Annotated in this window: 23 protein-coding genes; 9 read left to right on the top strand and 14 right to left on the bottom strand. The window is 60.5% G+C overall.

Translation table 11 applies throughout. The features are described 5' to 3' along the window. Window positions 1-52: 52 nt before the first annotated feature. Window positions 53-499, bottom strand: a complete 447-nt coding sequence (locus PSCI_RS27160; RefSeq protein WP_045493131.1) for an NUDIX hydrolase — start codon at window positions 497-499, stop codon at window positions 53-55. Window positions 500-740: 241 nt separating this feature from the next. Further along, window positions 741-2,966 (bottom strand): NADP-dependent isocitrate dehydrogenase, encoded by a 2,226-nt coding sequence (locus tag PSCI_RS27155; RefSeq protein ID WP_045493129.1) that lies wholly within the window; start codon window positions 2,964-2,966, stop codon window positions 741-743. A 602-nt stretch (window positions 2,967-3,568) separates the two neighbouring features. On the opposite strand from PSCI_RS27155, the gene icd reads away from it, so the two are divergent. Continuing rightward, a complete protein-coding gene (gene icd / locus PSCI_RS27150) occupies window positions 3,569-4,831 on the top strand; it encodes an NADP-dependent isocitrate dehydrogenase (RefSeq protein ID WP_045493127.1) in 1,263 nt (420 codons plus the stop codon). Between the two features lie 83 nt (window positions 4,832-4,914). Here icd and cspD read toward each other — a convergent pair whose 3' ends face one another. After that, entirely contained in the window at window positions 4,915-5,193 is a 279-nt protein-coding gene (cspD, locus tag PSCI_RS27145) for a cold shock domain-containing protein CspD (protein WP_045493125.1), read from the bottom strand. Between the two features lie 240 nt (window positions 5,194-5,433). Between cspD and clpS the strand changes: the two genes are divergently transcribed. Both clpS and clpA read left to right on the top strand, forming a co-directional pair. After that, a complete protein-coding gene (gene clpS, locus PSCI_RS27140; protein ID WP_045493123.1) occupies window positions 5,434-5,796 on the top strand; it encodes an ATP-dependent Clp protease adapter ClpS in 363 nt (120 codons plus the stop codon). A gap of 30 nt (window positions 5,797-5,826) precedes the next feature. Further along, complete coding sequence (gene clpA / locus PSCI_RS27135; RefSeq protein WP_045493120.1) at window positions 5,827-8,100, top strand: ATP-dependent Clp protease ATP-binding subunit ClpA; 2,274 nt, start codon at window positions 5,827-5,829, stop codon at window positions 8,098-8,100. Window positions 8,101-8,231: 131 nt separating this feature from the next. Here the strand turns inward: clpA and infA are convergent, their stop codons facing one another. The 3 genes from infA to aat form a co-directional block, all read right to left on the bottom strand. Further along, window positions 8,232-8,450: a translation initiation factor IF-1 gene (gene infA, locus PSCI_RS27130; protein ID WP_002553999.1), complete on the bottom strand. Its 219-nt coding sequence runs from the start codon at window positions 8,448-8,450 to the stop codon at window positions 8,232-8,234. 101 nt (window positions 8,451-8,551) lie between these two features. Continuing rightward, a complete protein-coding gene (locus PSCI_RS27125; RefSeq protein ID WP_045493118.1) occupies window positions 8,552-9,259 on the bottom strand; it encodes an arginyltransferase in 708 nt (235 codons plus the stop codon). Between the two features lie 50 nt (window positions 9,260-9,309). Beyond that, window positions 9,310-9,999, bottom strand: coding sequence for a leucyl/phenylalanyl-tRNA--protein transferase (gene aat / locus PSCI_RS27120; protein ID WP_045493114.1), 690 nt, complete (start codon window positions 9,997-9,999; stop codon window positions 9,310-9,312). A 410-nt stretch (window positions 10,000-10,409) separates the two neighbouring features. Here aat and PSCI_RS27115 point away from each other — a divergent pair, with 410 nt between their 5' ends. From PSCI_RS27115 to cysG, 6 genes are all read left to right on the top strand, one after another. Further along, window positions 10,410-12,893, top strand: a complete 2,484-nt coding sequence (locus PSCI_RS27115) for a DNA translocase FtsK (protein WP_045493112.1) — start codon at window positions 10,410-10,412, stop codon at window positions 12,891-12,893. A gap of 73 nt (window positions 12,894-12,966) precedes the next feature. Further along, window positions 12,967-13,590 (top strand): outer membrane lipoprotein chaperone LolA, encoded by a 624-nt coding sequence (gene lolA, locus PSCI_RS27110; RefSeq protein WP_045493109.1) that lies wholly within the window; start codon window positions 12,967-12,969, stop codon window positions 13,588-13,590. Between the two features lie 25 nt (window positions 13,591-13,615). Beyond that, window positions 13,616-14,941, top strand: coding sequence for a replication-associated recombination protein A (locus tag PSCI_RS27105; RefSeq protein ID WP_045493106.1), 1,326 nt, complete (start codon window positions 13,616-13,618; stop codon window positions 14,939-14,941). Next, window positions 14,938-15,312 (top strand): fluoride efflux transporter CrcB, encoded by a 375-nt coding sequence (crcB, locus tag PSCI_RS27100; protein ID WP_045493103.1) that lies wholly within the window; start codon window positions 14,938-14,940, stop codon window positions 15,310-15,312. Before PSCI_RS27105 ends, crcB begins: the two co-directional genes overlap by 4 nt. 16 nt (window positions 15,313-15,328) lie before the next feature. Next, window positions 15,329-16,609, top strand: a complete 1,281-nt coding sequence (gene serS / locus PSCI_RS27095; protein ID WP_045493100.1) for a serine--tRNA ligase — start codon at window positions 15,329-15,331, stop codon at window positions 16,607-16,609. Then, window positions 16,610-18,004, top strand: coding sequence for a siroheme synthase CysG (cysG, locus tag PSCI_RS27090; protein WP_045493098.1), 1,395 nt, complete (start codon window positions 16,610-16,612; stop codon window positions 18,002-18,004). Between the two features lie 119 nt (window positions 18,005-18,123). Here the strand turns inward: cysG and PSCI_RS27085 are convergent, their stop codons facing one another. The 8 genes from PSCI_RS27085 to PSCI_RS27050 form a co-directional block, all read right to left on the bottom strand. Next, window positions 18,124-19,116, bottom strand: coding sequence for a glutathione S-transferase family protein (locus PSCI_RS27085; protein WP_045493095.1), 993 nt, complete (start codon window positions 19,114-19,116; stop codon window positions 18,124-18,126). A gap of 104 nt (window positions 19,117-19,220) precedes the next feature. After that, window positions 19,221-20,222 carry a glycosyl transferase family protein gene (locus PSCI_RS27080; protein ID WP_045493093.1) on the bottom strand — a complete coding sequence of 334 codons (1,002 nt, stop codon included), beginning with the start codon at window positions 20,220-20,222 and terminating at the stop codon, window positions 19,221-19,223. Continuing rightward, on the bottom strand, window positions 20,219-20,554 hold the full coding sequence (locus tag PSCI_RS27075) for a TusE/DsrC/DsvC family sulfur relay protein (RefSeq protein WP_045493091.1): 336 nt from the start codon (window positions 20,552-20,554) through the stop codon (window positions 20,219-20,221). The genes PSCI_RS27080 and PSCI_RS27075 overlap by 4 nt, the downstream gene beginning before the upstream one ends. Beyond that, entirely contained in the window at window positions 20,551-20,835 is a 285-nt protein-coding gene (gene tusB / locus PSCI_RS27070) for a sulfurtransferase complex subunit TusB (protein ID WP_045493088.1), read from the bottom strand. Before tusB ends, PSCI_RS27075 begins: the two co-directional genes overlap by 4 nt. Continuing rightward, a complete protein-coding gene (tusC, locus tag PSCI_RS27065) occupies window positions 20,835-21,191 on the bottom strand; it encodes a sulfurtransferase complex subunit TusC (RefSeq protein WP_045493085.1) in 357 nt (118 codons plus the stop codon). Before tusC ends, tusB begins: the two co-directional genes overlap by 1 nt. Window position 21,192: 1 nt before the next feature. After that, window positions 21,193-21,585 carry a sulfurtransferase complex subunit TusD gene (gene tusD, locus PSCI_RS27060; RefSeq protein WP_045493083.1) on the bottom strand — a complete coding sequence of 131 codons (393 nt, stop codon included), beginning with the start codon at window positions 21,583-21,585 and terminating at the stop codon, window positions 21,193-21,195. A gap of 67 nt (window positions 21,586-21,652) precedes the next feature. After that, the gene (locus PSCI_RS27055; RefSeq protein WP_045493082.1) at window positions 21,653-22,990 is read right to left on the bottom strand and encodes a HAMP domain-containing sensor histidine kinase; all 1,338 of its coding nucleotides are present in this window, start codon (window positions 22,988-22,990) and stop codon (window positions 21,653-21,655) included. Further along, window positions 22,987-23,700 carry a response regulator transcription factor gene (locus PSCI_RS27050; RefSeq protein ID WP_045493079.1) on the bottom strand — a complete coding sequence of 238 codons (714 nt, stop codon included), beginning with the start codon at window positions 23,698-23,700 and terminating at the stop codon, window positions 22,987-22,989. Before PSCI_RS27050 ends, PSCI_RS27055 begins: the two co-directional genes overlap by 4 nt. Window positions 23,701-23,730 lie beyond the last annotated feature (30 nt).

Below are 23,730 nucleotides of genomic sequence, written 5' to 3'. Positions count from 1 at the left end.
AACAGCTATGGGTGAAAAGGACGCGATTCTATCAGGCGCGGGCTGTTGCGTCTCATGCCTTGTCGCGCAGCAGCTCAAGACTGAAACGCTCGCCTTGCAGGTAATCATCGACACAGCGCAGCACCAGCTCACTGCGCCAGCGTGCCTGTTGGGTAACCAGTTCATCGCGATTCAGCCAGACCGGGCCGATGATGCCGTCGTCCAGTTGATAGTCGGGGTTGTGCTTGAGGGGCTTGGCGGCAAAGCAGATTCGCTGATATGTGACGCCATTGCTAGGTGCGGTGTACAGGTAAATGCCGACCACCCCGGTCAGCTCCACATCCCAGCCGGTTTCTTCCAGGGTTTCGCGCACTGCCGCGCGCTGCAGGCTTTCATTCGGATCCAGATGTCCGGCCGGCTGATTCAGTACCGGCTGGCCGCTTTGCAGCTCCTCGACGAACAGGAAGCGGCCCTGATCTTCAACGATAGTGGCGACGGTTACGTGGGCTTGCCAGGTCATGGGCGAATCCTTAAGAGTCTTGGTGGGTGGCAGTATACGTAAAGGCGGGGAGCGGGTGGTTTGAGGGGGTGTCGTGTGGTGTGCATCCTCAACTGATGTGTCGGGTTTTAGTCACCTTTGCGCTTTTAGAAGGCTTTCACGACTGAAGTCGCTCCTACAAAAAAGCTGGAAACTTCGGTGACTCAAAAAACAACAACCCCGGCTGCGTGGGCCGGGGTTGTTGTTTACAGCAGCTTGAACCTTACAGCGCAGCGATTGCCGCGTTCAGGGTCTCGCTAGGACGCATGGCCTTGCTGGCCAGCTCCGGCTTGGCGAAGTAGTAACCGCCAATCTCAACCGGCTTGCCTTGTACCGCATTGAGCTCGGCAACGATTTTCTCTTCGTTGTCGGTCAGGGTCTTGGCCAGTGGCGCGAACTGGGCCTTCAGGGCCGCGTCGTCATTCTGTGCTGCCAGTGCCTGAGCCCAGAACAGGGTCAGGTAGAAATGGCTGCCGCGGTTGTCGATGCTGCCGACTTTGCGCGATGGCGACTTGTTGCGGTCCAGGAACTCACCGGTCGCCTGGTCCAGCGTCTTGGACAGCACCAGTGCTTTCGGGTTGTTGTAGGCGTTGCCCAGGTGCTCCAGAGAAGCCGCCAGAGCCAGGAATTCGCCCAGCGAGTCCCAGCGCAGGAAGTTCTCTTCGACGAACTGCTGCACGTGCTTTGGCGCCGAACCGCCAGCACCGGTTTCGAACAGGCCGCCACCGTTCATCAGCGGCACGATCGACAGCATCTTGGCGCTGGTGCCCAGCTCCATGATCGGGAACAGGTCGGTCAGGTAGTCGCGCAGTACGTTACCGGTGGCCGAGATGGTGTCTTTGCCGGCGCGGGTGCGCTCCAGGGTCAGCTTCATCGCCTCGACCGGGGTCAGGATCTGGATGTCCAGGCCCGAAGTGTCGTGGTCGCCCAGGTACTTCTTGACCTTGTCGATCACCAGTGCGTCGTGACCACGTGCCGGGTCCAGCCAGAACAGCGCAGGCGTGCTGCTGGCGCGAGCGCGGTTGACGGCGAGTTTGACCCAGTCTTGGATCGGTGCGTCTTTGGTCTGGCAGGCGCGGAAGATATCGCCCGCTTCGACGTTCTGCTCCAGCAGGACTTCACCCTTGCTGTTGGATACACGTACAACGCCGTCAGTCTTGACTTGGAAGGTCTTGTCGTGAGAGCCGTACTCTTCGGCTTTCTGGGCCATCAGGCCGACGTTCGGCACGCTGCCCATGGTGGTCGGATCGAATGCGCCGTGCTTTTTGCAGTCTTCGATAACCGCCTGGTAGATGGTGGCGTAGCTGCGATCCGGGATCACGGCCTTGGCGTCGTGCAGTTGGCCATCGGTGCCCCACATCTTGCCCGAGTCACGGATCATGGCTGGCATCGAAGCATCGACGATCACGTCGCTTGGTACGTGCAGGTTGGTGATGCCCTTGTCGGAGTTGACCATCGCCAGTTGTGGGCGAGCAGCGTACACGGCGTCGATGTCAGCCTTGATTGCGGCTTGCTTGTCGGCCGGCAGGCTGCCGATACGGTTGTACAGGTCACCGATACCGTTGTTCAGGTCAAAGCCGATTTCCTTGAGCACGTCGGCGTGCTTGGTCAGGGCGTCCTGATAGAACTCTTCGACGATCTGGCCGAAGATGATCGGATCGGAGATCTTCATCATGGTGGCTTTAAGGTGCACCGAGAACAGTACGCCTTGTTTCTTGGCGTCGTCGATCTCGGCCGCGATGAAGCTGCGCAGGGCCTTTTTGCTCAGTACCGAGCTGTCAATGATTTCACCGGCCTTGACGGCGGTTTTCTCTTTCAGGACGGTGGCAGTGCCGTCCTTGGCGATCAGTTCGATCTTCAGGCTGTCGTCGGCTTCGATCAGGGCGCCTTTTTCGCTGCCGTAGAAATCGCCACTGCTCATGTGGGCTACATGGGCCTTGGAGTCTGCTGCCCAGGCGCCCATCTTGTGCGGGTGCTTGCGCGCGTAGTTCTTGACCGACAGCGGTGCGCGACGGTCGGAGTTGCCTTCGCGCAGGACCGGGTTCACGGCACTGCCCTTGACCTTGTCGTAGCGGGCGCGGGCGTCTTTCTCGGCGTCAGTGGACGGCGCTTCAGGGTAGTCAGGAATGGCGTAGCCCTGTTCCTGCAGCTCTTTGATGGTGGCTTTGAGTTGCGGAACCGAAGCACTGATGTTCGGCAGTTTGATGATGTTGGCTTCTGGTGTGGTAGCCAGTTTGCCCAACTCGGCAAGATGATCCGGGATTTGCTGGTCGGCGCGCAGCGACTCCGGGAAGCTGGCCAATACACGGCCCGCCAGGGAAATGTCACGGGTCTCGACGTCGATGTCGGACGAAGCCGTGAACGCTTCGATGATGGGCAGCAGGGAATAAGTGGCGAGGGCCGGAGCTTCGTCGGTGAAGGTGTAGATGATCTTCGAGCGGTTGGACATTCGTATTAACTCTCTGTTTTGCTGAGCATGCACAAAATCCCGATACGCGCTGAGTAGGCGCTTGACCCGGGTTCGTGCCGCGGGCTCGGGTCGGGATTGATTCGCGGTGATGTTGGGTGCATCAGTCGAGCGTCAAGCAATCGGGCACCATAACGGCACCTCTAAAAACTACCTGCGTTGCCATCGCTGCGTTAAAAACAGGCTCAAAATGCTCATTTACAACCCGTAAACTCCGCTTTCTCGCCTGTTTTTGCCTTGCACTGGCTGCCTCGCCTACGTTTTTAAAGGCGCCCATAAGTCCCAACGCAGATCGGAGCTGGTGTCGTGTATCCGGACGGGCCAGTTCCAGTGACTGGAGCCCCTATGACTCGGCAGTCACGCCGGAGTATATCAAACCCTGAAACGCAAGCATTAATGCTATGCGGCCAATTGGCGCATGCCAATACGGCCTTGGTCGAACGCAAGCGCTCTGAATCAATGCTTTTCGGGATTTTGCAAAAGATTGCGCGATGGTGTCCAGTGGCCGTGATTGTCAGAAGCGGCACGGGTGCTAGGCTTCATTGCGGTCAGGCTGTCCAATCAGACACGTATTGGAGCTCAGCATGAAATACGCAAAGATCACAATCCCCGCCATTGGTGAGCAGATCACCGTCAACCCGGATCACTCGCTCAATGTCCCCGAGCAACCGATTATTCCTTATATAGAAGGCGATGGCGTGGGCGTCGATATCACGCCTGTCATGCTCAAGGTCGTCGATGCTGCAGTCGCCAAGGCTTACGCCGGAAGCCGAAAAATTGCCTGGATGGAGGTCTATGCCGGAGAAAAGGCCACCCAGGTCTATGCCCCGGACATATGGTTGCCCGATGAAACCCTGGATGCACTGCAGCGCTACGTGGTGTCGATCAAGGGGCCGCTGACTACACCGGTTGGCGGCGGAATCCGTTCGCTGAACGTTGCTCTGCGCCAGCAACTGGATTTGTACGTCTGCCTGCGTCCGGTGCGCTGGTTTGCCGGGGTGCCCAGCCCGGTCAACAAGCCGGGTGATGTCGATATGGTGATCTTTCGTGAGAATTGCGAAGACATTTACGCCGGTATCGAGTGGGCGGCGGGTTCACCCGAGGCGCAGCGGGTCATCGATTTTCTGAAACAGCAAATGGGAGTGACGCGCCTGCGCTTCGACCACGACTGCGGAATCGGTATCAAGCCGGTTTCCCGTGATGGCACCCGGCGGCTGGTGCGTAAGGCTCTGCAATATGTGGTGGATCATGACCGGCGTTCGCTGACCATTGTGCACAAGGGCAACATCATGAAATACACCGAAGGCGCCTTCAAGGAGTGGGGTTATGAGGTGGCCTCGGCGGAGTTTGGTGCGACGCTGCTCGACGGCGGGCCCTGGATGCGGTTCATCAATCCCAGGACCGGTAATGAGGTGGTCGTCAAGGACGTCATCGCCGATGCGATGTTGCAGCAGGTGCTGTTGCGCCCGGCTGAGTACGACGTGATTGCAACCCTGAATCTCAATGGCGACTACCTGTCCGATGCGCTGGCCGCTCAGGTCGGTGGTATCGGTATTGCTCCGGGCGCCAATCTGTCTGATGACGTTGCGGTGTTCGAAGCAACCCATGGTACGGCGCCGCGTTATGCGGGCAAGGACCAGGTCAATCCGGGGTCTCTGATTCTGTCGGCAGAAATGATGCTGCGCCATCTGGGCTGGGTTGAGGCGGCAGGGCTGATCGTTCAGGGGATCGAAGCGGCAATGGCTGAGAAAACCGTTACCTATGATTTCGCGCGGCTGATGGAGGGGGCCAGCCGGGTGTCCTGCTCGGGGTTTGGTGATGCGCTGATTGCGCACATGCAGGCGTAAAGAGGGGTCACGAGCGGCCGGTTCGAACTGCTGAACCGGCGTGCTTTACATCACATCATGGCTGGGGTTTGTGGTGGTTCGCCTCAGGCTGGCACATTGGAGGTTTTCAAGGTCAAGGTCGCTGCACTGGACGCTTCGATCGGCTTGGCGGCAGTGGCCGCAGCGGGCGAAATGTTAACGGCGTGCAGACCCTTGGGGCCCTGAATAATCTCGAAGTTGACCGGCTGGCCGGCTTTGAGTGTCTTGTAACCGTCCATCTGAATAGCTGAATAATGCGCGAACAGATCTTCATCCCGGCCGTCGGCAAGGATAAATCCATAGCCTTTTGCATTATTGAACCACTTGACTTTACCACTGAGCATAGCCATATCCCTCTGCAAAGGACTCCGTCTGGAGTATCATCCACCTCAATCCGCCATACCTGAAATAAAATTTTGGTTGACTGCGCGGACCCTTTTTACCCAATGTGGGCTCTATTGTTTGTAACACCGTTTAGCTGATAGTCAAGGTCATGCGGCAGTCCATTTCAATGAATGGGCGTTCTGACAGCGGCCAATTGCTATTAGTTCAATCCGACCTACGCAAATTTCGAACGTTTTCCCATGCATGCAATCAGCAAGATTCGACTAACCTTCAATCAGGACGATCAGCAGCCTTACGAGGATGACTCGGCCGGTGTTGCAGTGCAGGACGCTCAGCCGACTCTGCAGGCCCCACCGATGTATAAGGTGGTTTTGTTCAACGATGATTACACGCCGATGGATTTCGTCATCGAAGTGCTGGAGGTGTTCTTCAATCTGAATCGTGAGCTGGCAACCAAGATCATGCTGACTGTCCATACAGAGGGGCGGGCAGTATGCGGATTGTTTACCCGTGACATCGCCGAGACCAAGGCCATGCAGGTCAATCAGTACGCCAGGGAAAGTCAGCATCCACTACTCTGTGAGATCGAGAAGGACGGTTAACGCCGACCACTTGGGTTATGAGGTGAAGCTATGTTAAACCGTGAGCTCGAAGTCACCCTCAATCTGGCCTTCAAGGAGGCGCGCTCGAAGCGTCATGAGTTCATGACCGTCGAGCATCTGCTTCTGGCCTTATTGGACAACGAGGCCGCTGCCACCGTTTTGCGGGCATGCGGCGCGAACCTCGATAAGCTCAAGCATGATCTGCAGGAGTTCATCGACTCCACTACGCCACTGATCCCCGTGCATGACGAAGATCGGGAAACTCAGCCGACGCTGGGCTTCCAGCGCGTTCTGCAGCGCGCAGTCTTTCATGTGCAGAGCTCCGGCAAGCGTGAAGTGACCGGCGCCAATGTACTGGTTGCAATCTTCAGCGAACAGGAAAGCCAGGCCGTCTTTCTGCTCAAGCAGCAGAGCGTGGCCCGGATCGATGTCGTCAATTACATTGCCCACGGGATTTCCAAGGTCCCCGGGCACGGCGAACACTCTTCCGAAGGTGAGCAAGATATGCAGGACGACGAGGGTGGTGAGGCTTCTTCCTCTGGCAATCCTCTGGATGCCTATGCCAGTAACCTTAACGACCAGGCACGCCAGGGGCGTATCGACCCGCTGGTCGGTCGCGAGCAGGAAGTCGAGCGCGTGGCGCAGATCCTGGCCCGTCGCCGCAAGAACAACCCGCTACTGGTCGGCGAGGCCGGTGTGGGCAAGACAGCCATTGCCGAGGGCCTGGCCAAGCGTATTGTCGACAATCAGGTGCCTGACCTGCTGGCCAGCAGTGTCGTCTACTCGCTGGACCTGGGCGCGCTGCTGGCGGGCACCAAGTACCGCGGTGACTTCGAGAAGCGCTTCAAGGCGCTGCTCAACGAATTGCGCAAACGCCCGCATGCGATCCTGTTCATCGACGAGATTCACACCATCATCGGTGCCGGTGCTGCCTCCGGTGGCGTGATGGATGCCTCCAACCTGCTCAAGCCGCTGTTGTCCTCAGGCGAGATCCGCTGCATCGGTTCCACCACCTTCCAGGAATTTCGCGGTATTTTCGAGAAGGATCGTGCCCTGGCACGGCGCTTCCAGAAGGTTGACGTGTCTGAGCCGTCGGTTGAAGACACTATTGGCATTCTCAAGGGGCTCAAGGGTCGCTTCGAGCAACACCACAACATCGAGTACAGCGACGAAGCCCTGCGTGCCGCCGCCGAGCTGGCTTCACGCTATATCAACGACCGGCACATGCCTGACAAGGCCATCGATGTGATCGACGAGGCCGGTGCCTACCAGCGCCTGCGGCCGGTCGAGCAGCGGGTCAAGCGCATTGAGGTTGCTCAGGTCGAGGACATCGTTGCCAAGATCGCGCGCATTCCGCCCAAGCACGTCAACAGCTCCGACAAGGAATTGCTGCGCAATCTGGAGCGTGACCTCAAGCTCACCGTATTCGGTCAGGATGCGGCCATCGACTCGCTGTCGACCGCCATCAAGCTGTCCCGGGCCGGCTTGAAGTCACCCGACAAGCCAGTAGGCTCGTTCCTGTTTGCCGGTCCTACCGGGGTTGGCAAGACCGAGGCGGCACGCCAGTTGGCCAAAGCGCTGGGCGTCGAGTTGGTCAGGTTCGACATGTCCGAGTACATGGAGCGCCACACCGTCTCGCGGCTGATCGGTGCGCCACCGGGTTATGTCGGCTTCGACCAGGGCGGTCTGTTGACCGAGGCGATCACCAAGCAGCCGCATTGCGTATTGCTGCTCGATGAAATCGAGAAGGCTCACCCGGAAGTCTTCAACCTGCTGCTGCAGGTCATGGACCACGGTACCCTGACCGACAACAACGGGCGCAAGGCGGACTTCCGCAACGTGATCCTGATCATGACCACCAACGCCGGTGCCGAGACCGCTTCGCGGGCCTCGATCGGCTTCACGCATCAGGACCACTCCTCCGATGCCATGGAAGTGATCAAGAAGAGCTTCACGCCAGAGTTCCGCAACCGTCTGGATACCATCATCCAGTTCGGCCGGCTCAGTCACGAAGTCATCAAGAGCGTCGTCGACAAGTTCCTCACCGAACTGCAGGCGCAGCTTGAGGACAAGCGTGTCCAGCTTGAAGTGTCGGATGCGGCGCGCAGCTGGCTGGCTCAGGGCGGTTACGATGCAGCAATGGGCGCGCGGCCGATGGCTCGACTCATCCAGGACCGGATCAAGCGGCCGCTGGCCGAAGAGATCCTGTTCGGCGAGTTGTCCGAGCATGGCGGTGTCGTGCATATCGATGTCAAGGATGGCGAGATTACCTTCGACTACGAAACCACGGCAGAAATGGCCTGATCCCACTTGCTTCGCCCGCTGCCATTATGGCAGTGGGCGAGCAGGTGTTTATTCAGGTAAACAAATGCTTCAGGCAAGCAAAAACGACAAAGCCCGGCACTGCCGGGCTTTGTCGTTTAAAGCTTGTGCGATCAGCGTGCGCGGTAGGTGATACGGCCTTTGCTCAGGTCGTATGGCGTCAGTTCAACGCGTACCTTGTCACCAGTCAGAATGCGGATGTAGTTCTTGCGCATCTTGCCGGAGATGTGCGCGGTTACGACGTGCCCATTTTCCAACTCCACACGAAACATGGTGTTGGGCAGGGTGTCGACGACAGTGCCTTCCATTTCGAAGCTGTCTTCTTTCGACATGCAGTAAAGCCCTCGGGAATCAAATGAGTGGCCCGGTGCAAGTGGCGCCAGGCAAAAGCGGCGTGCATTGTGCCCGAAAAATGTGTTTCAAGCCAAGCAGTTCAGTACAGAGTGACCCATCTTTGATTGGTTAGCAGCTCAATGGGCCGATATTGGGTCTTGTAATTCATCTTTTTGCAGTTCTTGATCCAATAGCCGAGATAGACCGAGTGCAGGTGCAAACGTGCCGTTTCGGCGATCTGCCAGAGGATCGCGTAACGCCCCAGGCTGCGGCGTTCTTCGTCAGGCTCATAGAAGGTATAAACCGCCGACAGGCCATTGGGCAGCAGGTCGGTAACCGCCACGGCCATCAGCCGGCCTTCGGCGCGGAATTCGTAGAAGCGGGTAAACGGCAGGTCGCGAACCAGAAACGTGCTGAACTGCTCACGGCTGGGTGGGTACATGTCGCCATCGGCGTGGCGTTGTTCGATGTAGCGCTGATAAAGATCGAAGTATTCCTGGGTGAACACCGGCTTGACGCTGCGTACCACCAGGTCGGCATTGCGCTTGATGATGCGCTTTTGCTGGCGGTCAGGTTCAAACAATGCCACCGGAATGCGCGCCGGGATGCATGCGCTGCAGTTCTGGCAGTGCGGGCGGTACAGGTGGTCACCGCTACGGCGAAACCCCATGTCAGACAGGTCGGCATAGACCTGTACGTCCATGGGCTGGCTGGGATCGAGGAACAGCGTGGTCGCCTGTTCATCGGGCAGGTAGCTGCAGGAGTGGGGTTGAGTGGCATAAAACTTGAGGCGCGCCAGCTCTGTCATGATTGCCCCCGTTCTCGAAAACCTTGTAGCTATCAGTGTAAGCCAGCATGTCAGACTCGACTAGCTGACCAGTCAGCCTTATTGGCCGAGTCGAGGTATTGGTTCAGGTATTGGGCAAATGCCTGGCGCGGGATCGAGCGGGCGCCGAAGCTGTGCAGGTGCTGGGTAGGCATCTGGCAATCGATCAGCACGAAGTCCCAGGCCTTGAGGTGCTCCACCAGAGTCGCAAAGCCGACCTTTGAAGCATTGTCGGCGCGGCTGAACATCGACTCGCCAAAGAACAGGCGTCCCATGGCCAAGCCATACAGGCCGCCGACCAGTTCGTCGCCCAGCCAGACTTCGACGCTGTGAGCATGGCCGCGTTGATGCAACTCAAGGTAAGCGTCCTGCATGCTGGCGGTGATCCAGGTGCCCTGCGCATAGCTGCGAGGGGCTGCACAGGCCTCAATGACCGCGGCAAAGTCCTGGTCGAAGGTGACCCGGTACTTCTGTTGGCGCAGCAGCTTGGCGAGGCTGCGGGAAACATGCAGCTCTGCCGGGGGCAGAACGGTGCGTGGGTCGGGGGACCACCAGAGAATGGGCTGGCCGTCCTGAAACCACGGAAAGCAGCCGTGGCGATAAGCCTGCACCAGGCGGTCGGCAGACAGGTCGCCGCCGGCGGCCAGTAACCCGTTGGGCTCGCGCAGGGCCTTGTCCAGGGGCGGGAAGTCGAGGCTGTCACGTCGTAACCAGGTCAGCATGGGATCAATGGGTCTCAGCAGGGGAGGGGAGGGCGTCAGTCATTTTGCAACTCTATACGCTCAAGCAGGTCTGAGTCAGGTTGTCGTACCCCTGAGCTGCTGCCGATACAGGATCAACGTCATGTCATAAGCCTTTGTCACGCAAGACAATGCATGCTCAAATTGGGCTATCGTCAGTGCTGCTTGAACAGAGCAGACCGGCGCGCCAGACTTGTCGCGTGCCAGTACAGACCGGTACCGCTACAAAACCGTACAATGCCAACGTTGCGCGTTATCATTCAAGCCGAGTGTTTCAGGAGGCGTTCATCCGTAGTGCAATGTCAATGTCACCGTTCGCGCTTGTCTCGCGCCGTCGCCACACCTGGTCGTTCAATGAGTTGTTCGCGCTCCTGCGCAGGAATTAAAGCGTTTTGAAGAAATCCACTCCAGCACCCGCACCCGCAGCTGTACCCCTATGGCGGCAGCAGTTGCACTATCGGCTCAAGGAAGGGGCATTGATCGCCTTCGGCTTCCTGTGCCTGTATCTGATCATGGCCTTGCTGACCTACGACCAGAGCGACCCCGGCTGGAGCCATACCAGCAGCAGTGGCGGCCAGGTACAGAATGCCGCTGGCCGGGCCGGAGCATTCAGTGCCGACATCCTGTTCATGGTTCTGGGCTACTTCGCCTATATCTTTCCGCTGTTGCTGGGGATCAAGGCCTGGCAGGTGTTCCGTCAGCGGCATGAACCCTGGCAATGGAGCGGCTGGCTGTTCTCCTGGCGCCTGATCGGTCTGGTGTTTCTGGTCCTGGCCGGCGCGGCCCTGGCGCACATCCACTTTCATTTCACAGCCGGCTTTCCGGGTTCGGCAGGCGGAGTGCTGGGTGAGGTGCTCGGTGACCTTGCCAAGCGGGCGCTGAATATTCAGGGCAGCACGCTGCTGTTCATTGCCCTGTTCCTGTTCGGGCTGACTGTGTTCACTGACCTGTCGTGGTTCAAGGTCATGGATGTCACCGGTAAGATCACCCTGGATCTGGTCGAATTGCTGCAAGGCGCGGTCAGCCGCTGGTGGGCCGCCCGTGCCGAGCGGCGCAGCATGGTGGTCAAGTTGCGCGAGGTCGACCTGCATCTGGAAGACGAGAAGCAGGCGCCCAGACCCGCCAGTCGCCGTGAGCCGGCACTCGGCGCCCGCGACAAGGTGTTTGAGCGTGAGCAGCCTGCCGCCGGCAAACCGGCGCCTGTCGCCGCGCCTGTGGTGCCCGCCGCCAGTGCTGCTGTGGCGCCGCTGGCAACACCTGCGCAACCGGGCAAGCCGATGCCGGCGATCATTCCGCCGACTCCGGCCAAAGCGCCGGAGCCGAGCAACCGGGTGATGAAGGAAAAGCAGGCGCCGCTGTTTGTCGACAGCGCCATCGAAGGCACATTGCCGCCGCTGTCGATTCTTGATCCGGTGGAAAAGAAAGCCCTTAGTTATTCACCCGAATCGCTGGACGCGGTGGGCAAGCTGCTGGAAATCAAGCTCAAGGAGTTTGGTGTCGAGGTTACGGTGGACTCGATTCATCCGGGGCCGGTGATTACCCGCTACGAAATCCAGCCAGCGGCCGGGGTCAAGGTCAGTCGGATTGCCAACCTGGCCAAAGACCTTGCTCGTTCACTGGCGGTGACCAGTGTGCGGGTGGTCGAGGTGATTCCCGGCAAAACCACCGTGGGTATCGAGATCCCCAACGAAGACCGGCAGATCGTGCGTTTCTCGGAAGTATTGTCGACCCCCGAATTCGATACCGCCAAATCGCCAGTCACCCTGGCGCTGGGGCATGACATCGGTGGCCGCCCGGTAATTACCGATCTGGCCAAGATGCCGCACCTGCTGGTCGCCGGTACCACCGGTTCCGGTAAGTCGGTGGGGGTCAACGCCATGATCCTGTCGATCCTGTTCAAGTCCGGTCCGCAAGATGCCCGCTTGATCATGATCGACCCGAAAATGCTTGAGCTGTCGATCTATGAGGGCATTCCGCATCTGCTGTGCCCGGTGGTCACCGACATGAAGGACGCGGCCAACGCCCTGCGCTGGAGCGTTGCCGAGATGGAGCGGCGCTACAAGCTGATGGCGGCCATGGGCGTGCGTAACCTGGCCGGCTTCAACCGCAAGATCAAGGATGCCGAAGAGGCCGGTACACCGGTCAGCGACCCGCTGTATCGCCGTGAAAGCATTCACGATGAGGCGCCGTTGCTCAGTACCCTGCCGACCATTGTGGTGGTGGTCGACGAATTTGCCGACATGATGATGATCGTCGGCAAGAAGGTCGAAGAACTGATCGCGCGTATCGCCCAGAAAGCCCGTGCCGCCGGTATTCACCTGATTCTTGCCACCCAGCGGCCGTCGGTGGATGTGATTACCGGTCTGATCAAGGCCAACATCCCGACCCGTATGGCGTTTCAGGTGTCGAGCAAGATTGACTCGCGGACCATCATCGACCAGGGCGGTGCCGAGCAACTGCTGGGGCACGGTGACATGCTCTACATGCCACCAGGCACCAGCCTGCCGATCCGGGTCCATGGTGCCTTCGTGTCCGATGATGAGGTCCATCGGGTCGTTGAGGCCTGGAAAATGCGTGGCACCCCTGACTACAACGACGATATTCTGGCCGGCGTCGAAGAGGCCGGTAGCGGGTTCGATGGCGGTAGTGGGGGTGGCGACGGTGAAGACAGCGAAAGCGATGCGCTTTACGACGAAGCGGTCAAGTTTGTGCTGGAAAGCCGTCGGGCTTCGATTTCGGCGGTGCAGCGCAAACTCAAGATCGGTTACAACCGCGCCGCACGTATGATCGAGGCGATGGAAAATGCAGGCGTGGTCACCCCGATGAACACCAATGGCTCACGTGAGGTCATCGCGCCGGCACCGATGCGCGACTGATCCCGCAGAGCAACCCTGTTGGCAGCGTGTGTGTCGCGCTGCCGCACTTTCAGTGAATTTAAAGAGGAATCCCATGCGTCTGATCCGCATGTTTCTGGCTACTGCTCTGACCTTTTCCGCGCTGACCGCCCATGCCGACAGCAAGGACGTGGCGCGCCTGACCCTGTTGCTGGAGAAGTCCCAGACCCTCAGCGGCCGCTTTTCGCAGATGACCCTCGACGGCAGTGGCACCCAGTTGCAGGAGTCGCAGGGCAGCATGACCCTGCAACGTCCAGGGCTGTTCAACTGGCACATCGATCCGCCTCAGGAGCAACTGATGGTTTCCGATGGCAAGAAGGTCACCCTCTGGGACCCGGACCTGCAACAGGTGACGATCAAGACCCTCGACCAGCGCCTGACCCAGACCCCGGCGCTGCTGCTGTCCGGCGATGTATCGAAAATCAGCGAAAGCTTCGATATCACCTCGAAAGAGGCCGGTGGTGTAGTGGATTTCGTGCTCAAGCCCAAGACCAAGGACACGCTGTTCGATAACCTGCGCCTGTCGTTTCGCAATGGCCTGATCAACGACATGCAACTGGTGGACAACGTTGGCCAGCGCACCAATATCCTGTTCACCGGGGTTACTGCCAACCAGCCCGTAGCCAAGGACAAGTTCCAGTTCCAGATTCCCAAGGGCGCGGACGTGATCCAAGAGTAAGTAGCCGACACAAGGCGCCCGAATCATGGACCTGTTCAGCCGTGAACCCATTGCCCAGCCCCTGGCGGCGCGCCTGCGTGCCACTAACCTGGACGAATACGTGGGCCAGGAGCACGTCCTGGCCCATGGCAAGCCCCTGCGTGAAGCCCTGGAGCAGGGGGCGCTGCATTCGATGATCTTCTGGGGCCCGCCGGGGGTGGGCAAGACCACCCTGGCGAAGTTGCTGGCCAAGGTCTCGGATGCGCATTTCGAAACCGTCTCGGCAGTGCTGGCCGGGGTCAAGGAGATCCGTCAGGCCGTTGAGGTCGCCCGGCAGCAGGCGGCCCAGTATGGGCGGCGTACCATCCTGTTCGTCGACGAAGTGCACCGCTTCAACAAGTCCCAGCAGGACGCCTTCTTGCCCTATGTTGAAGACGGCACGCTGATCTTCATCGGTGCGACCACCGAAAACCCCTCGTTCGAACTGAACAATGCCTTGCTATCGCGGGCGCGGGTCTATGTGCTCAAAAGCCTGGACGAAGCTGCCTTGCGCAAGCTGGTACAGCGTGCCCTCACCGAAGAGCGTGGCCTGGGGCGGCGTCAGTTGAGCCTGAGCGACGAAGGCTTTGCCACCCTGATGGCGGCCGCCGACGGCGATGGCCGGCGCATGCTCAACCTGCTGGAAAATGCCTCGGACCTCGCCGAAGACGGCAGCGAAATCGGCAGCGAGCTGCTCAACAGCCTGCTGGGCGACACCCGCCGGCGCTTCGACAAGGGCGGCGAAGCCTTTTACGACCAGATCTCGGCGTTGCACAAGTCGATTCGAGGCTCAAACCCCGATGCGGCGCTTTACTGGTTCGCGCGGATGATCGACGGCGGCTGTGACCCGCTGTACCTGGCGCGACGGGTAGTGCGCATGGCCAGCGAAGACATCGGTAATGCCGACCCGCGTGCCTTGCCGCTGTGCATGTCGGCCTGGGACGTTCAGGAACGCCTCGGCAGTCCTGAAGGCGAGCTGGCCGTTGCCCAGGCGATTGTCTATCTGGCCTGTGCGCCGAAAAGCAATGCGGTGTACATGGCCTACAAGGCTGCCATGGCTGACGTGGCGGCCAATGGTTCGCGGGAAGTGCCGTTGCACCTGCGCAATGCCCCCACCAAACTGATGAAGCAACTGGGTTATGGCGAGCAGTATCGTTATGCTCACGACGAGCCGGACGCCTACGCCGCCGGCGAAGACTATTTTCCCGACGACCTGGAGCCGCGCCAGTACTATCATCCGGTGCCCCGAGGCCTGGAAATGAAGATCGGCGAAAAGCTGCGTCATCTGCATGCGCTGGATGCTGCCAGCCCTCTTCAACGGAGAAAGTCTTGATTCAGACCATTCTTGCGGTGTCGATTGCCGGCATCGCTGGTACATTACTGCGTTTCGCCACTGGCAACTGGGTAAGCGCCCACTGGCCACGGCACTTTTACACAGCCACATTGGCGGTCAACCTGATCGGTTGTCTGATCATTGGCGTGCTGTACGGCCTGTTCCTGATTCGTCCGGAAGTGCCGATCGAGATTCGCGCCGGCCTGATCGTCGGTTTTGTAGGTGGTCTGACGACCTTTTCATCCTTTTCACTGGATACGCTGCGCCTGCTGGAAAGCGGGCAACTGCCACTGGCCCTGGGCTATGCCGGCATCAGCGTGTTCGGCGGCCTGCTCGCAACCTGGGTGGGCCTGACATTGACCCGACTTTGATAGACGAGAGACCGATATGCTCGATTCCAAACTGTTACGTACTCAACTTCAGGACGTAGCGGACCGCCTGGCTTCGCGTGGCTACACCCTGGATGTGGCCCGCATCGAGGCACTCGAAGCCCAGCGCAAGGTGGTACAGACCCGCACCGAACAGCTGCAGGCCGAGCGTAACGCCCGTTCCAAGACGATTGGACAGGCCAAGCAACGCGGCGAAGACATCGCACCGCTGATGGCTGACGTCGAGCGTATGGGTAACGAGCTCTCCGAAGGCAAGCTTGAGCTGGACAAGCTGCAGGCCGAGCTGGACGCCATCCTGCTGACCATCCCCAACCTGCCGGACGCCTCTGTGCCGGTCGGTGAAGACGAAGACGGCAACCTTGAAGTGCGCCGCTGGGGCACGCCGACCGCGTTCGATTTCCAGGTACAGGATCACGTCGCACTGGGCGAGAAGTTCGGCTGGCTGGACTTCGAGACCGCCGCCAAACTGTCCGGCGCGCGTTTCGCCCTGCTGCGCGGCCCGATTGCCCGCCTGCACCGCGCTCTGGCGCAGTTCATGATCAACCTGCACATCAACGAACACGGCTACGAGGAAACCTACACCCCGTATCTGGTCCAGGCGCCTGCCTTGCAGGGCACTGGCCAGTTGCCGAAGTTCGAAGAAGACCTGTTCAAGATCAGCCGCGATGGCGAAGCCGACCTGTACCTGATCCCGACCGCCGAAGTGTCGCTGACCAATATCGTGTCCGGGCAGATCCTCGATGCCAAGGAGCTGCCGCTGAAGTTCGTCGCTCACACGCCGTGCTTTCGCAGCGAGGCCGGTGCCTCGGGTCGTGACACTCGCGGCATGATCCGCCAGCACCAGTTCGACAAGGTCGAGATGGTCAAGGTCGTGGCCCCGGCCGAATCGATGAATGAGCTCGAATCCCTGACGGCCAACGCCGAGCGCGTTCTGCAACTGCTGGAATTGCCTTATCGCGTTCTGGCGCTGTGCACCGGCGACATGGGTTTCAGCGCGGTCAAGACCTACGATCTGGAAGTCTGGGTGCCGAGCCAGGACAAGTACCGCGAGATTTCCTCGTGCTCCAACTGTGGCGACTTCCAGGCCCGCCGCATGCAGGCGCGCTGGCGCAACCCGGAAACCGGCAAGCCTGAGCTGGTGCACACCTTGAACGGTTCGGGTCTGGCGGTGGGCCGTACCCTGGTTGCCGTGCTGGAGAACTACCAGCAGGCCGACGGTTCGATTCGTGTGCCGCAAGTGCTCAAACCGTACATGGGCGGCCTTGAGGTCATCGGCTAAATGGAATTTCTGCCACTGTTCCACAATCTGCGTGGCAGCTGGGTGCTGGTGGTCGGCGGCGGCGAGATTGCCTTGCGCAAGTCACGCCTGCTGGCCGATGCCGGTGCGTTGTTGCGGGTCGTCGCCCCGCATATCGAGCCGCAGTTGAGTGAGCTGATCGAGCGCAGTGGCGGTGAGCAGCGCCTGCGCGGCTATGTGCCGAACGACCTGGACGGTTGTGTGCTGGTGATCGCCGCCACCGATGACGAACCGCTCAATGCCCAGGTATCCGCCGATGCCCGCAGCCGTGGCATGCCGGTCAACGTGGTCGATGCGCCGGCGCTATGCAGTGTGATCTTTCCAGCCATCGTCGATCGCTCGCCATTGGTCATTGCGGTGTCCAGTGGCGGCGATGCGCCGGTGCTGGCGCGCCTGATTCGCGCCAAACTGGAAGCCTGGATTCCCGCTACTTATGGTCAGTTGGCCGGGCTGGCGGCGCGGTTTCGCAGCCAGGTGAAAAGCCTTTATCCGGATGTGCAGCAGCGCCGCGCTTTCTGGGAAGAGGTGTTTCAGGGGCCTATCGCCGACCGGCAACTGGCCGGGCAGGGCGCCGAAGCCGAACGTCTGTTGCAGGCCAAGGTCGACGGCGAACCACCGCATGCGCCGGGTGAGGTGTATCTGGTCGGCGCCGGCCCCGGCGATCCTGACCTGCTGACCTTCAAGGCGCTGCGGCTGATGCAGCAGGCTGATGTGGTGCTTTACGACCGTCTGGTGGCACCAACCATTCTTGAGCTGTGCCGCCGGGATGCCGAACGCATTTACGTCGGCAAGCGCCGTGCCGAGCATGCCGTGCCGCAGGACCAGATCAATCAGCAATTGGTCGATCTGGCGAAACAGGGCAAGCGGGTCGTGCGCCTGAAGGGTGGTGACCCGTTCATCTTCGGTCGTGGCGGTGAAGAAATCGAAGAACTGGCCGCCCATGGCATCCCGTTCCAGGTCGTGCCGGGCATTACCGCCGCCAGCGGTTGCGCGGCTTATGCCGGGATTCCGCTGACCCACCGTGATTATGCGCAGTCGGTGCGGTTCATCACCGGGCACCTGAAAGACGGCAGCAGTGACCTGCCCTGGAGCGACCTGGTCGCGCCGGCGCAGACTCTGGTGTTCTACATGGGCCTGGTGGGGCTACCGACCATCTGCGAGCAGTTGATCAAACACGGCCGCGCTGCCAGCACCCCGGCAGCTTTGGTCCAGCAGGGCACCACCACCGGTCAGCGGGTGTTCACCGGCACCCTGGCCAACCTGCCGCAGCTGGTAGCCGAGCATGAAGTGCATGCTCCGACCCTGGTGATCGTGGGGGAAGTGGTGGTGTTGCGCAACAAGCTGGCGTGGTTTGAAGGGGCTCAGGGGACACTCTGAGCCTTCGGTATGGCCGGGTAGGAGCGAGCTTGCTCGCGAATGCAATATTTCAGTCACAGATGATGCGCCGACTGATCTGGCCCTTCGCGACCAAGGTCGCTCCTACACGCTTGCGGCAGTTACTGCCAAATTCCTTTGCCTGCCAAGCGCTGCCGATCATGCGCCACGCTGAAGTCCTGCCAAGGACCTTTAGGCACCACCCCGGTCGGGTTGATGGTGCGGTGGCTGGCGTAGTAGTGATGCTTGATATGCTGGAAATCCACAGTCTGGGCAATGCCCGGCCATTGGTACAGCTCACGCAGCCAATTGCTCAGGTTCGGATAATCGCTCAAGCGCCGCAGGTTGCACTTGAAGTGGCCGTGGTACACGGCATCGAAGCGAATCAGTGTGGTGAACAGGCGCACGTCGGCTTCTGTCAGGTATTCACCGCTGAGGTAGCGGTTTTCTCCCAGCAGTTGCTCCAGCTCATCAAGTTTGCTGAACAGCGCGTCGAAGGCTTGCTCGTACGCCGCCTGTGAGGTGGCGAAGCCGGCGCGGTATACGCCGTTGTTCACATTCGGGTAGATCTGCTCGTTCAGCTCATCAATCTGCGCCCGTAAGTGCTCGGGATAAAGGTCCAGCGGGTTGCCGGTCAGTTCGTTGAACGCCGAGTTGAACATGCGGATGATCTCCGCCGACTCGTTGCTGACGATGCGCTTGAGCTTCTTGTCCCACAGCACCGGCACCGTGACCCGGCCAGTGTAGTTCGGGTCATCTTTGGTGTAGCGCTGGTGCATGAATTCCAGGCCGTCGAGCGCATCGCCGGTCGAGCCGGTCTGCGGGTCGAAGGTCCAGCCGTTTTCCAGCATCAGCCAGCTGACCACCGAGACGTCGATGAGCTTTTCCAGACCTTTGAGCTGGCGCACGATCAGCGTACGGTGCGCCCACGGGCAGGCCAGCGACACATACAAGTGGTAGCGACCGGCTTGTGCCGCAAAGCCACCCTCGCCGGACGGGCCGGGCGCGCCGTCAGCCGTCACCCAGTTGCGGCGCTGGGCGTTCTCGCGCTGAAACGCGCCTTCCTTGGTTTCGTACCACTGGTCGTGCCAGCGTCCTTCGACAAGCAAACCCATGTCCTGACTCCAGGTCCGTAGTTGGAAATTGGAGTCAGTCTATCGGTATTGGTTCGAACTAAAAGCGCAAATATAGGCCCTTAATTATCGAACAGTTCGATTAATCAAAGGTTGCGATCACGCTTGTCCCAGAACTGCCTGGCCTGTTCGAACGCCGCTTCACGCTCGACACCGAGGCCACGCAGCGCCAGCGCCATGCTCGACAGCAGCGCCAGTTGTCCATAACTGTCTTCGACTTCACCGCGCCAGTAGGCCACCAGATGTGTCGGCTCCAGGCTGGCAGGCTTGACGTGGCGGCGCTCGGACAATGCCGGCCATTCTTCATCCCACTCGACGCCGGCCGTGGCACCGTACAGATGGCTGATGGTGTCAGGGTTGACCTCGATCTCGCCGCCATCACCCTTGATCACAATCGCATGGTCGCCCAGCAGGCGGCTGGCTTCACGGTGCACCGCCTGGTAGCCGGGGTGGAAGATGCTCTGCAGGCCGCAGCGGGCCTTGAGCGGATTGAGCACCCGCGCCAGGGAATGGATCGGCGAGCGCAGCCCCAGGGTGTTGCGCAGGTCGATCATGCGCTGCAACTGCGGTGCCCAGTCGGCCAGCGGGATGAACGCCAGGTGGCGTTGTTGCAGCGCGCTGTCGACGCTCTGCCAGTTGCGGCACAGCGGAATATTCAGCAGCTCCAGCAGTTGTTCGGTGTACAGGCGCCCGGCGGTGTGCGCCCCGCCACCGTGCAGCAGGACACGGATACCGTTGTTGGCCAGGCATTTGGCGGCCAGCAGAAACCACGGCAGGTGGCGTTTCTTGCCGGCGTAGCTCGGCCAGTCGATATCCACCTCAATGGCCGGCGCCTTGACCCGCTCACGCACCGCTTCGGTAAAACCGGCCAGCTCTTCGGGGCTTTCTTCCTTGTGGCGCAGCAGCATCAGAAACGCGCCGAGCTGGGTGTCCTCGACCTGTTCATCGAGCAGCATGCCCATGGCCTGGCGGGCCTCTTCGCGGGTCAGGCCGCGAGCGCCGCGTTTGCCCTTGCCGAGGATGCGTACGAACTGGGCGAAGGGGTGTTCTTCTGGTGTTTCGGTAACCAGCGGGCGGTAGTCGGTCATATGCAATTGGTCGGCTTGGGCAGGCCTGCCAGACGGGCCGCCAGTTTGGCGGGCCGGCCGTTGAACAGGCGGTTGAGGTGCATGCTGTTGCCCTTTTCCGGGCCCAGCTTGAGTGCCGTGTACTTGATCAGCGGCCGGGTGGCGGGCGACAGCTGGAATTCGCTGTAGAACGCGCGCAGCAGAAGGAGGATTTCCACATGCTCGTCGCCAAAATCGATGTTTTCTTCGGCGGCCAGTGCCTGGGCAACCGCCAGTGACCAGTCGCCGAGGTTCTGCAGAAATCCATCACTGTCCAGCGCGATCTTGCGGCCGTCTACGTTCAGATGGGTCATAGCCAGGTATTCACCTTGTCGAAGCGTACCGACAACTCGACGAAGCCTGGATAGTCCACCGCACGGGCGCTGGCGGGCAGTGCCAAGTGTCGGGCAAGCAGGTCTTCTTCGAGCGCGAACAGCCGCTCACCCAGCGCACTGAGCGCAGCATCGGGCTGGCGCAGCGCATAGGTGGCGTCGCCGCACAGCAGCAGCGCGTCATGTTCGCCGAGCACACGCAGGCAACTGCTCAGGCGGCTGTCGGCGAATGGGGAGTGGGATACAACGTGCAAGGTCGCCATCAGATCGTGATCACCTGGTCGTAACGGTCGATAAGGGCGGCGATATCGGCACCGCTGGCCAGACTCTGGACATCCGGATTGTCAGCCTGGACGCCGCGTTGCTCAAGGCTGTGGCCACAGGCATACAGCTCTTCGATACCGAACATCGGCAAGGCCTTGAGGTTGGCGGTGATGTCTTTCTGCTGCACGGCGCTGGCGTGCTGCCCGGCCTGCAACTGAAATACCCCATCGTCGAGAAACAGCAGGCCGACCGGCAGATCGAAGGCGCCGCCGGCCAGGACAATATCCAGCGCTTCGCGTGCTCCAGGCCCTGACCACGGCGCCTGGCGGCTGATAATCAACAGCGATTTGCTCATCTTATGGCCCTCCAAAACAGATCACCCGGTCGGCTGCCTGCGCCGCATCGTGCAACTGGCCCAACCCGGACAGCTCCCAGGGCGCCAGCAGGCTGGCCGCACTGCGCTGATAGCGTGCAGCCTCTTCGGCGTTCAGCACGCCACGGCGCAACGCCGCCGCAATGCACACCACGCCATCGAGCTGGTGTTCGCTGATGAAGGCGCGCCATTGTTGCGGCAGGTCCTGCTCGTCCTGCGGCGTAACCACACTGCCGCAGGTGTTATGCACACCATCCTGATAAAAGAACAGCCGCACAATTTCATGCCCGCCCGCCAGCAATGCCTGGGCGAACAGCAGGGCGCGGCGCGAGGAGGGTGCATGGGGGGCGGAAAACAGACAAAGGGCGAATTTCATGCTCGGCTCGATCAGCGTGACAGGCACAATGATAAAGAATTAAGGCGCCTGAGTGTGAGCAACCCGCTCAGGCGGCTGGCAAGCGTACATGCACCCGCAGCCCAGGATGGGCGTTATCGGCCCAGATATCGCCGCTTTGTGAATGCACCACGCTCTGGGCGATCGACAGCCCCAGGCCAAAGCCGTCGCCGCCAGGCCGGTCGGCGCTGAGCCGGGTAAACGGCTTGAAAATCTGTTGCAGTTGTTCCGGCGCCACCCCAGGACCCTGGTCCTCGATCCATAGATGCCAGTGGGCGTCCTCGCGCTGCCCGCTCAGGCGCACGATGCCGTGTTCCGGAGAATGGCGTACCGCGTTACGCAGGATGTTCTCCAGCACCTGGGCCAGGCCATTGAGGTTGCCTGACACCCGGCAGTCGGCCGGTAGTTCGCAGGGCAGGCGCTCGACCGGCCAGCCGGTTTCAAAGCAGCAGTCTTCGCGCAGGATATTCCACAGTTCGGCCACTTCCACGGATTCTGCGGGCAACCGGGGGCGCTCGGTGTCGAGCCAGACCAGCTCCAGGGTGTCGTCGATCAAGCGTTCCATGGCCAGCACTTCACGCTCCTGACGCTGACGCAATGTGGCGATATCCAGTTCACGCTCGCCAGCCACCCGCAGGCGGCTCAACGGCGTGCGCAGCTCATGGGACAGCGCGCGCAACAGCCGGCGCTGGAAGTCGACGGTGGACTCCAGGCGTGCAGCCATATGATTGACGGTGCGCGCCAGTTCGCCCAGTTCGTCGCGGCGCTCGGCAATCCGCGGCTCGATGCGCGCCGACAGATCGCCGCTGCCCAGCGCAATGGCCTGGCGACGCAGGCTGGCCATTGGCGCAATCAGCATGCGATACAGCAGCGCGCCCAGTAGCACAGCCAGGCTGGCGGGCAACACCTGCTGGGCGAGGATCTCCCAAAGGCGGTTATGCTGGCGTGGATTCAGGCGCAACGGCAGCTCCATCACCAGCCGCGCGTCACTGCCTTCGAAAGGAATATAGAAACTCGGTCGCGCGCCCGGCCTGCCGATCAGACCATCAATGGGACGGATGAAGTTGAGTCTGGTGTGCTCGTCTTCCGACAACGGCTGCGACGCCAGTGATTCGCGCTGGGCACTGACGACCACCGCCCAGACCTGTTCGTGCTCTTGCAGTTGCTCGAGAAACGCATCGACGCCGGCCGCACCCTGCTGCTCCCAGGCGCGCTGCGCCTGAGCGGCGTACCCTTTGAGCACCTGCTGGGTTTCTTCAGGCAAACGTGAAGTGGCATTTTCCACCCGCTCGGCCAGGTCCTCTTCAAGGATCACCACCAGCAGACACAGCAATGCCAGGGCCGCAACCAGCTTCCACAGCAACGAATGACGATCAGGCAGGCTCATGCTTTGGTCGGGCTCAGCACATAACCGGTGCCGCGCACGGTCTCGATGCAGCGGCTGTTATAACCGATGGCCAGCAACTTGCGACGGATCCGGCTGACATGCATGTCCAGGCTGCGATCATGCAGCGACCAGGCACGATGCATCGCCTGCTGATACAGAAACGCTTTGCTCAGCACCTCGCCGCTATGGTCGAGCAGCACTTGCAGGACGCGAAATTCCATGCCGCTCAGATCGGCCCACTGCTGCGCATGGCAAACATCGCAACGCCGATTATCGACGATCAGTTGCAGGTCATCATGCCGCGTCTTGGCTTCGTGCTCATAAGCCACGCGGCGTAACACTGCATCAATGCGCACGTCCATTTCGCGCATGCTGAAGGGCTTGGGCAAATAATCGTCGGCCCCCTGACTGAAACCCAGAATACGATCCTGCTCGGCGCCCAGCGCCGACATCAGGATCACCGGCACCCGCTGGCGCTCACGCAGTTCGCTCAACAGTGCCAGGCCGTTGCCGTCAGGCAGCATGATGTCCATCAGAATCAGGTCGAAGTGTTCCTGGGTCACCAGCTCAATAATGGTTTCAGCATGCAGTCGCAAGGTCACGGCAAAGCCACGCTGGAGCAGATGAGCTTCCAGGTGGCTGGCCAGCAAGGGATCGTCCTCGATGGCCAGAATCCTTGGCGGCGCAGCGGGGGCGGGCAGGTGGTGCATGACAGTGCCTTTTATGAGAATGATTCTACG

The sequence above is a fragment of the Pseudomonas sp. StFLB209 genome, from assembly GCF_000829415.1.
Classification (GTDB): Bacteria; Pseudomonadota; Gammaproteobacteria; order Pseudomonadales; family Pseudomonadaceae; genus Aquipseudomonas.
The sequence above is the reverse complement of the archived record's forward strand: the minus strand, read 5'-3'. Positions and strand labels throughout refer to the sequence as shown.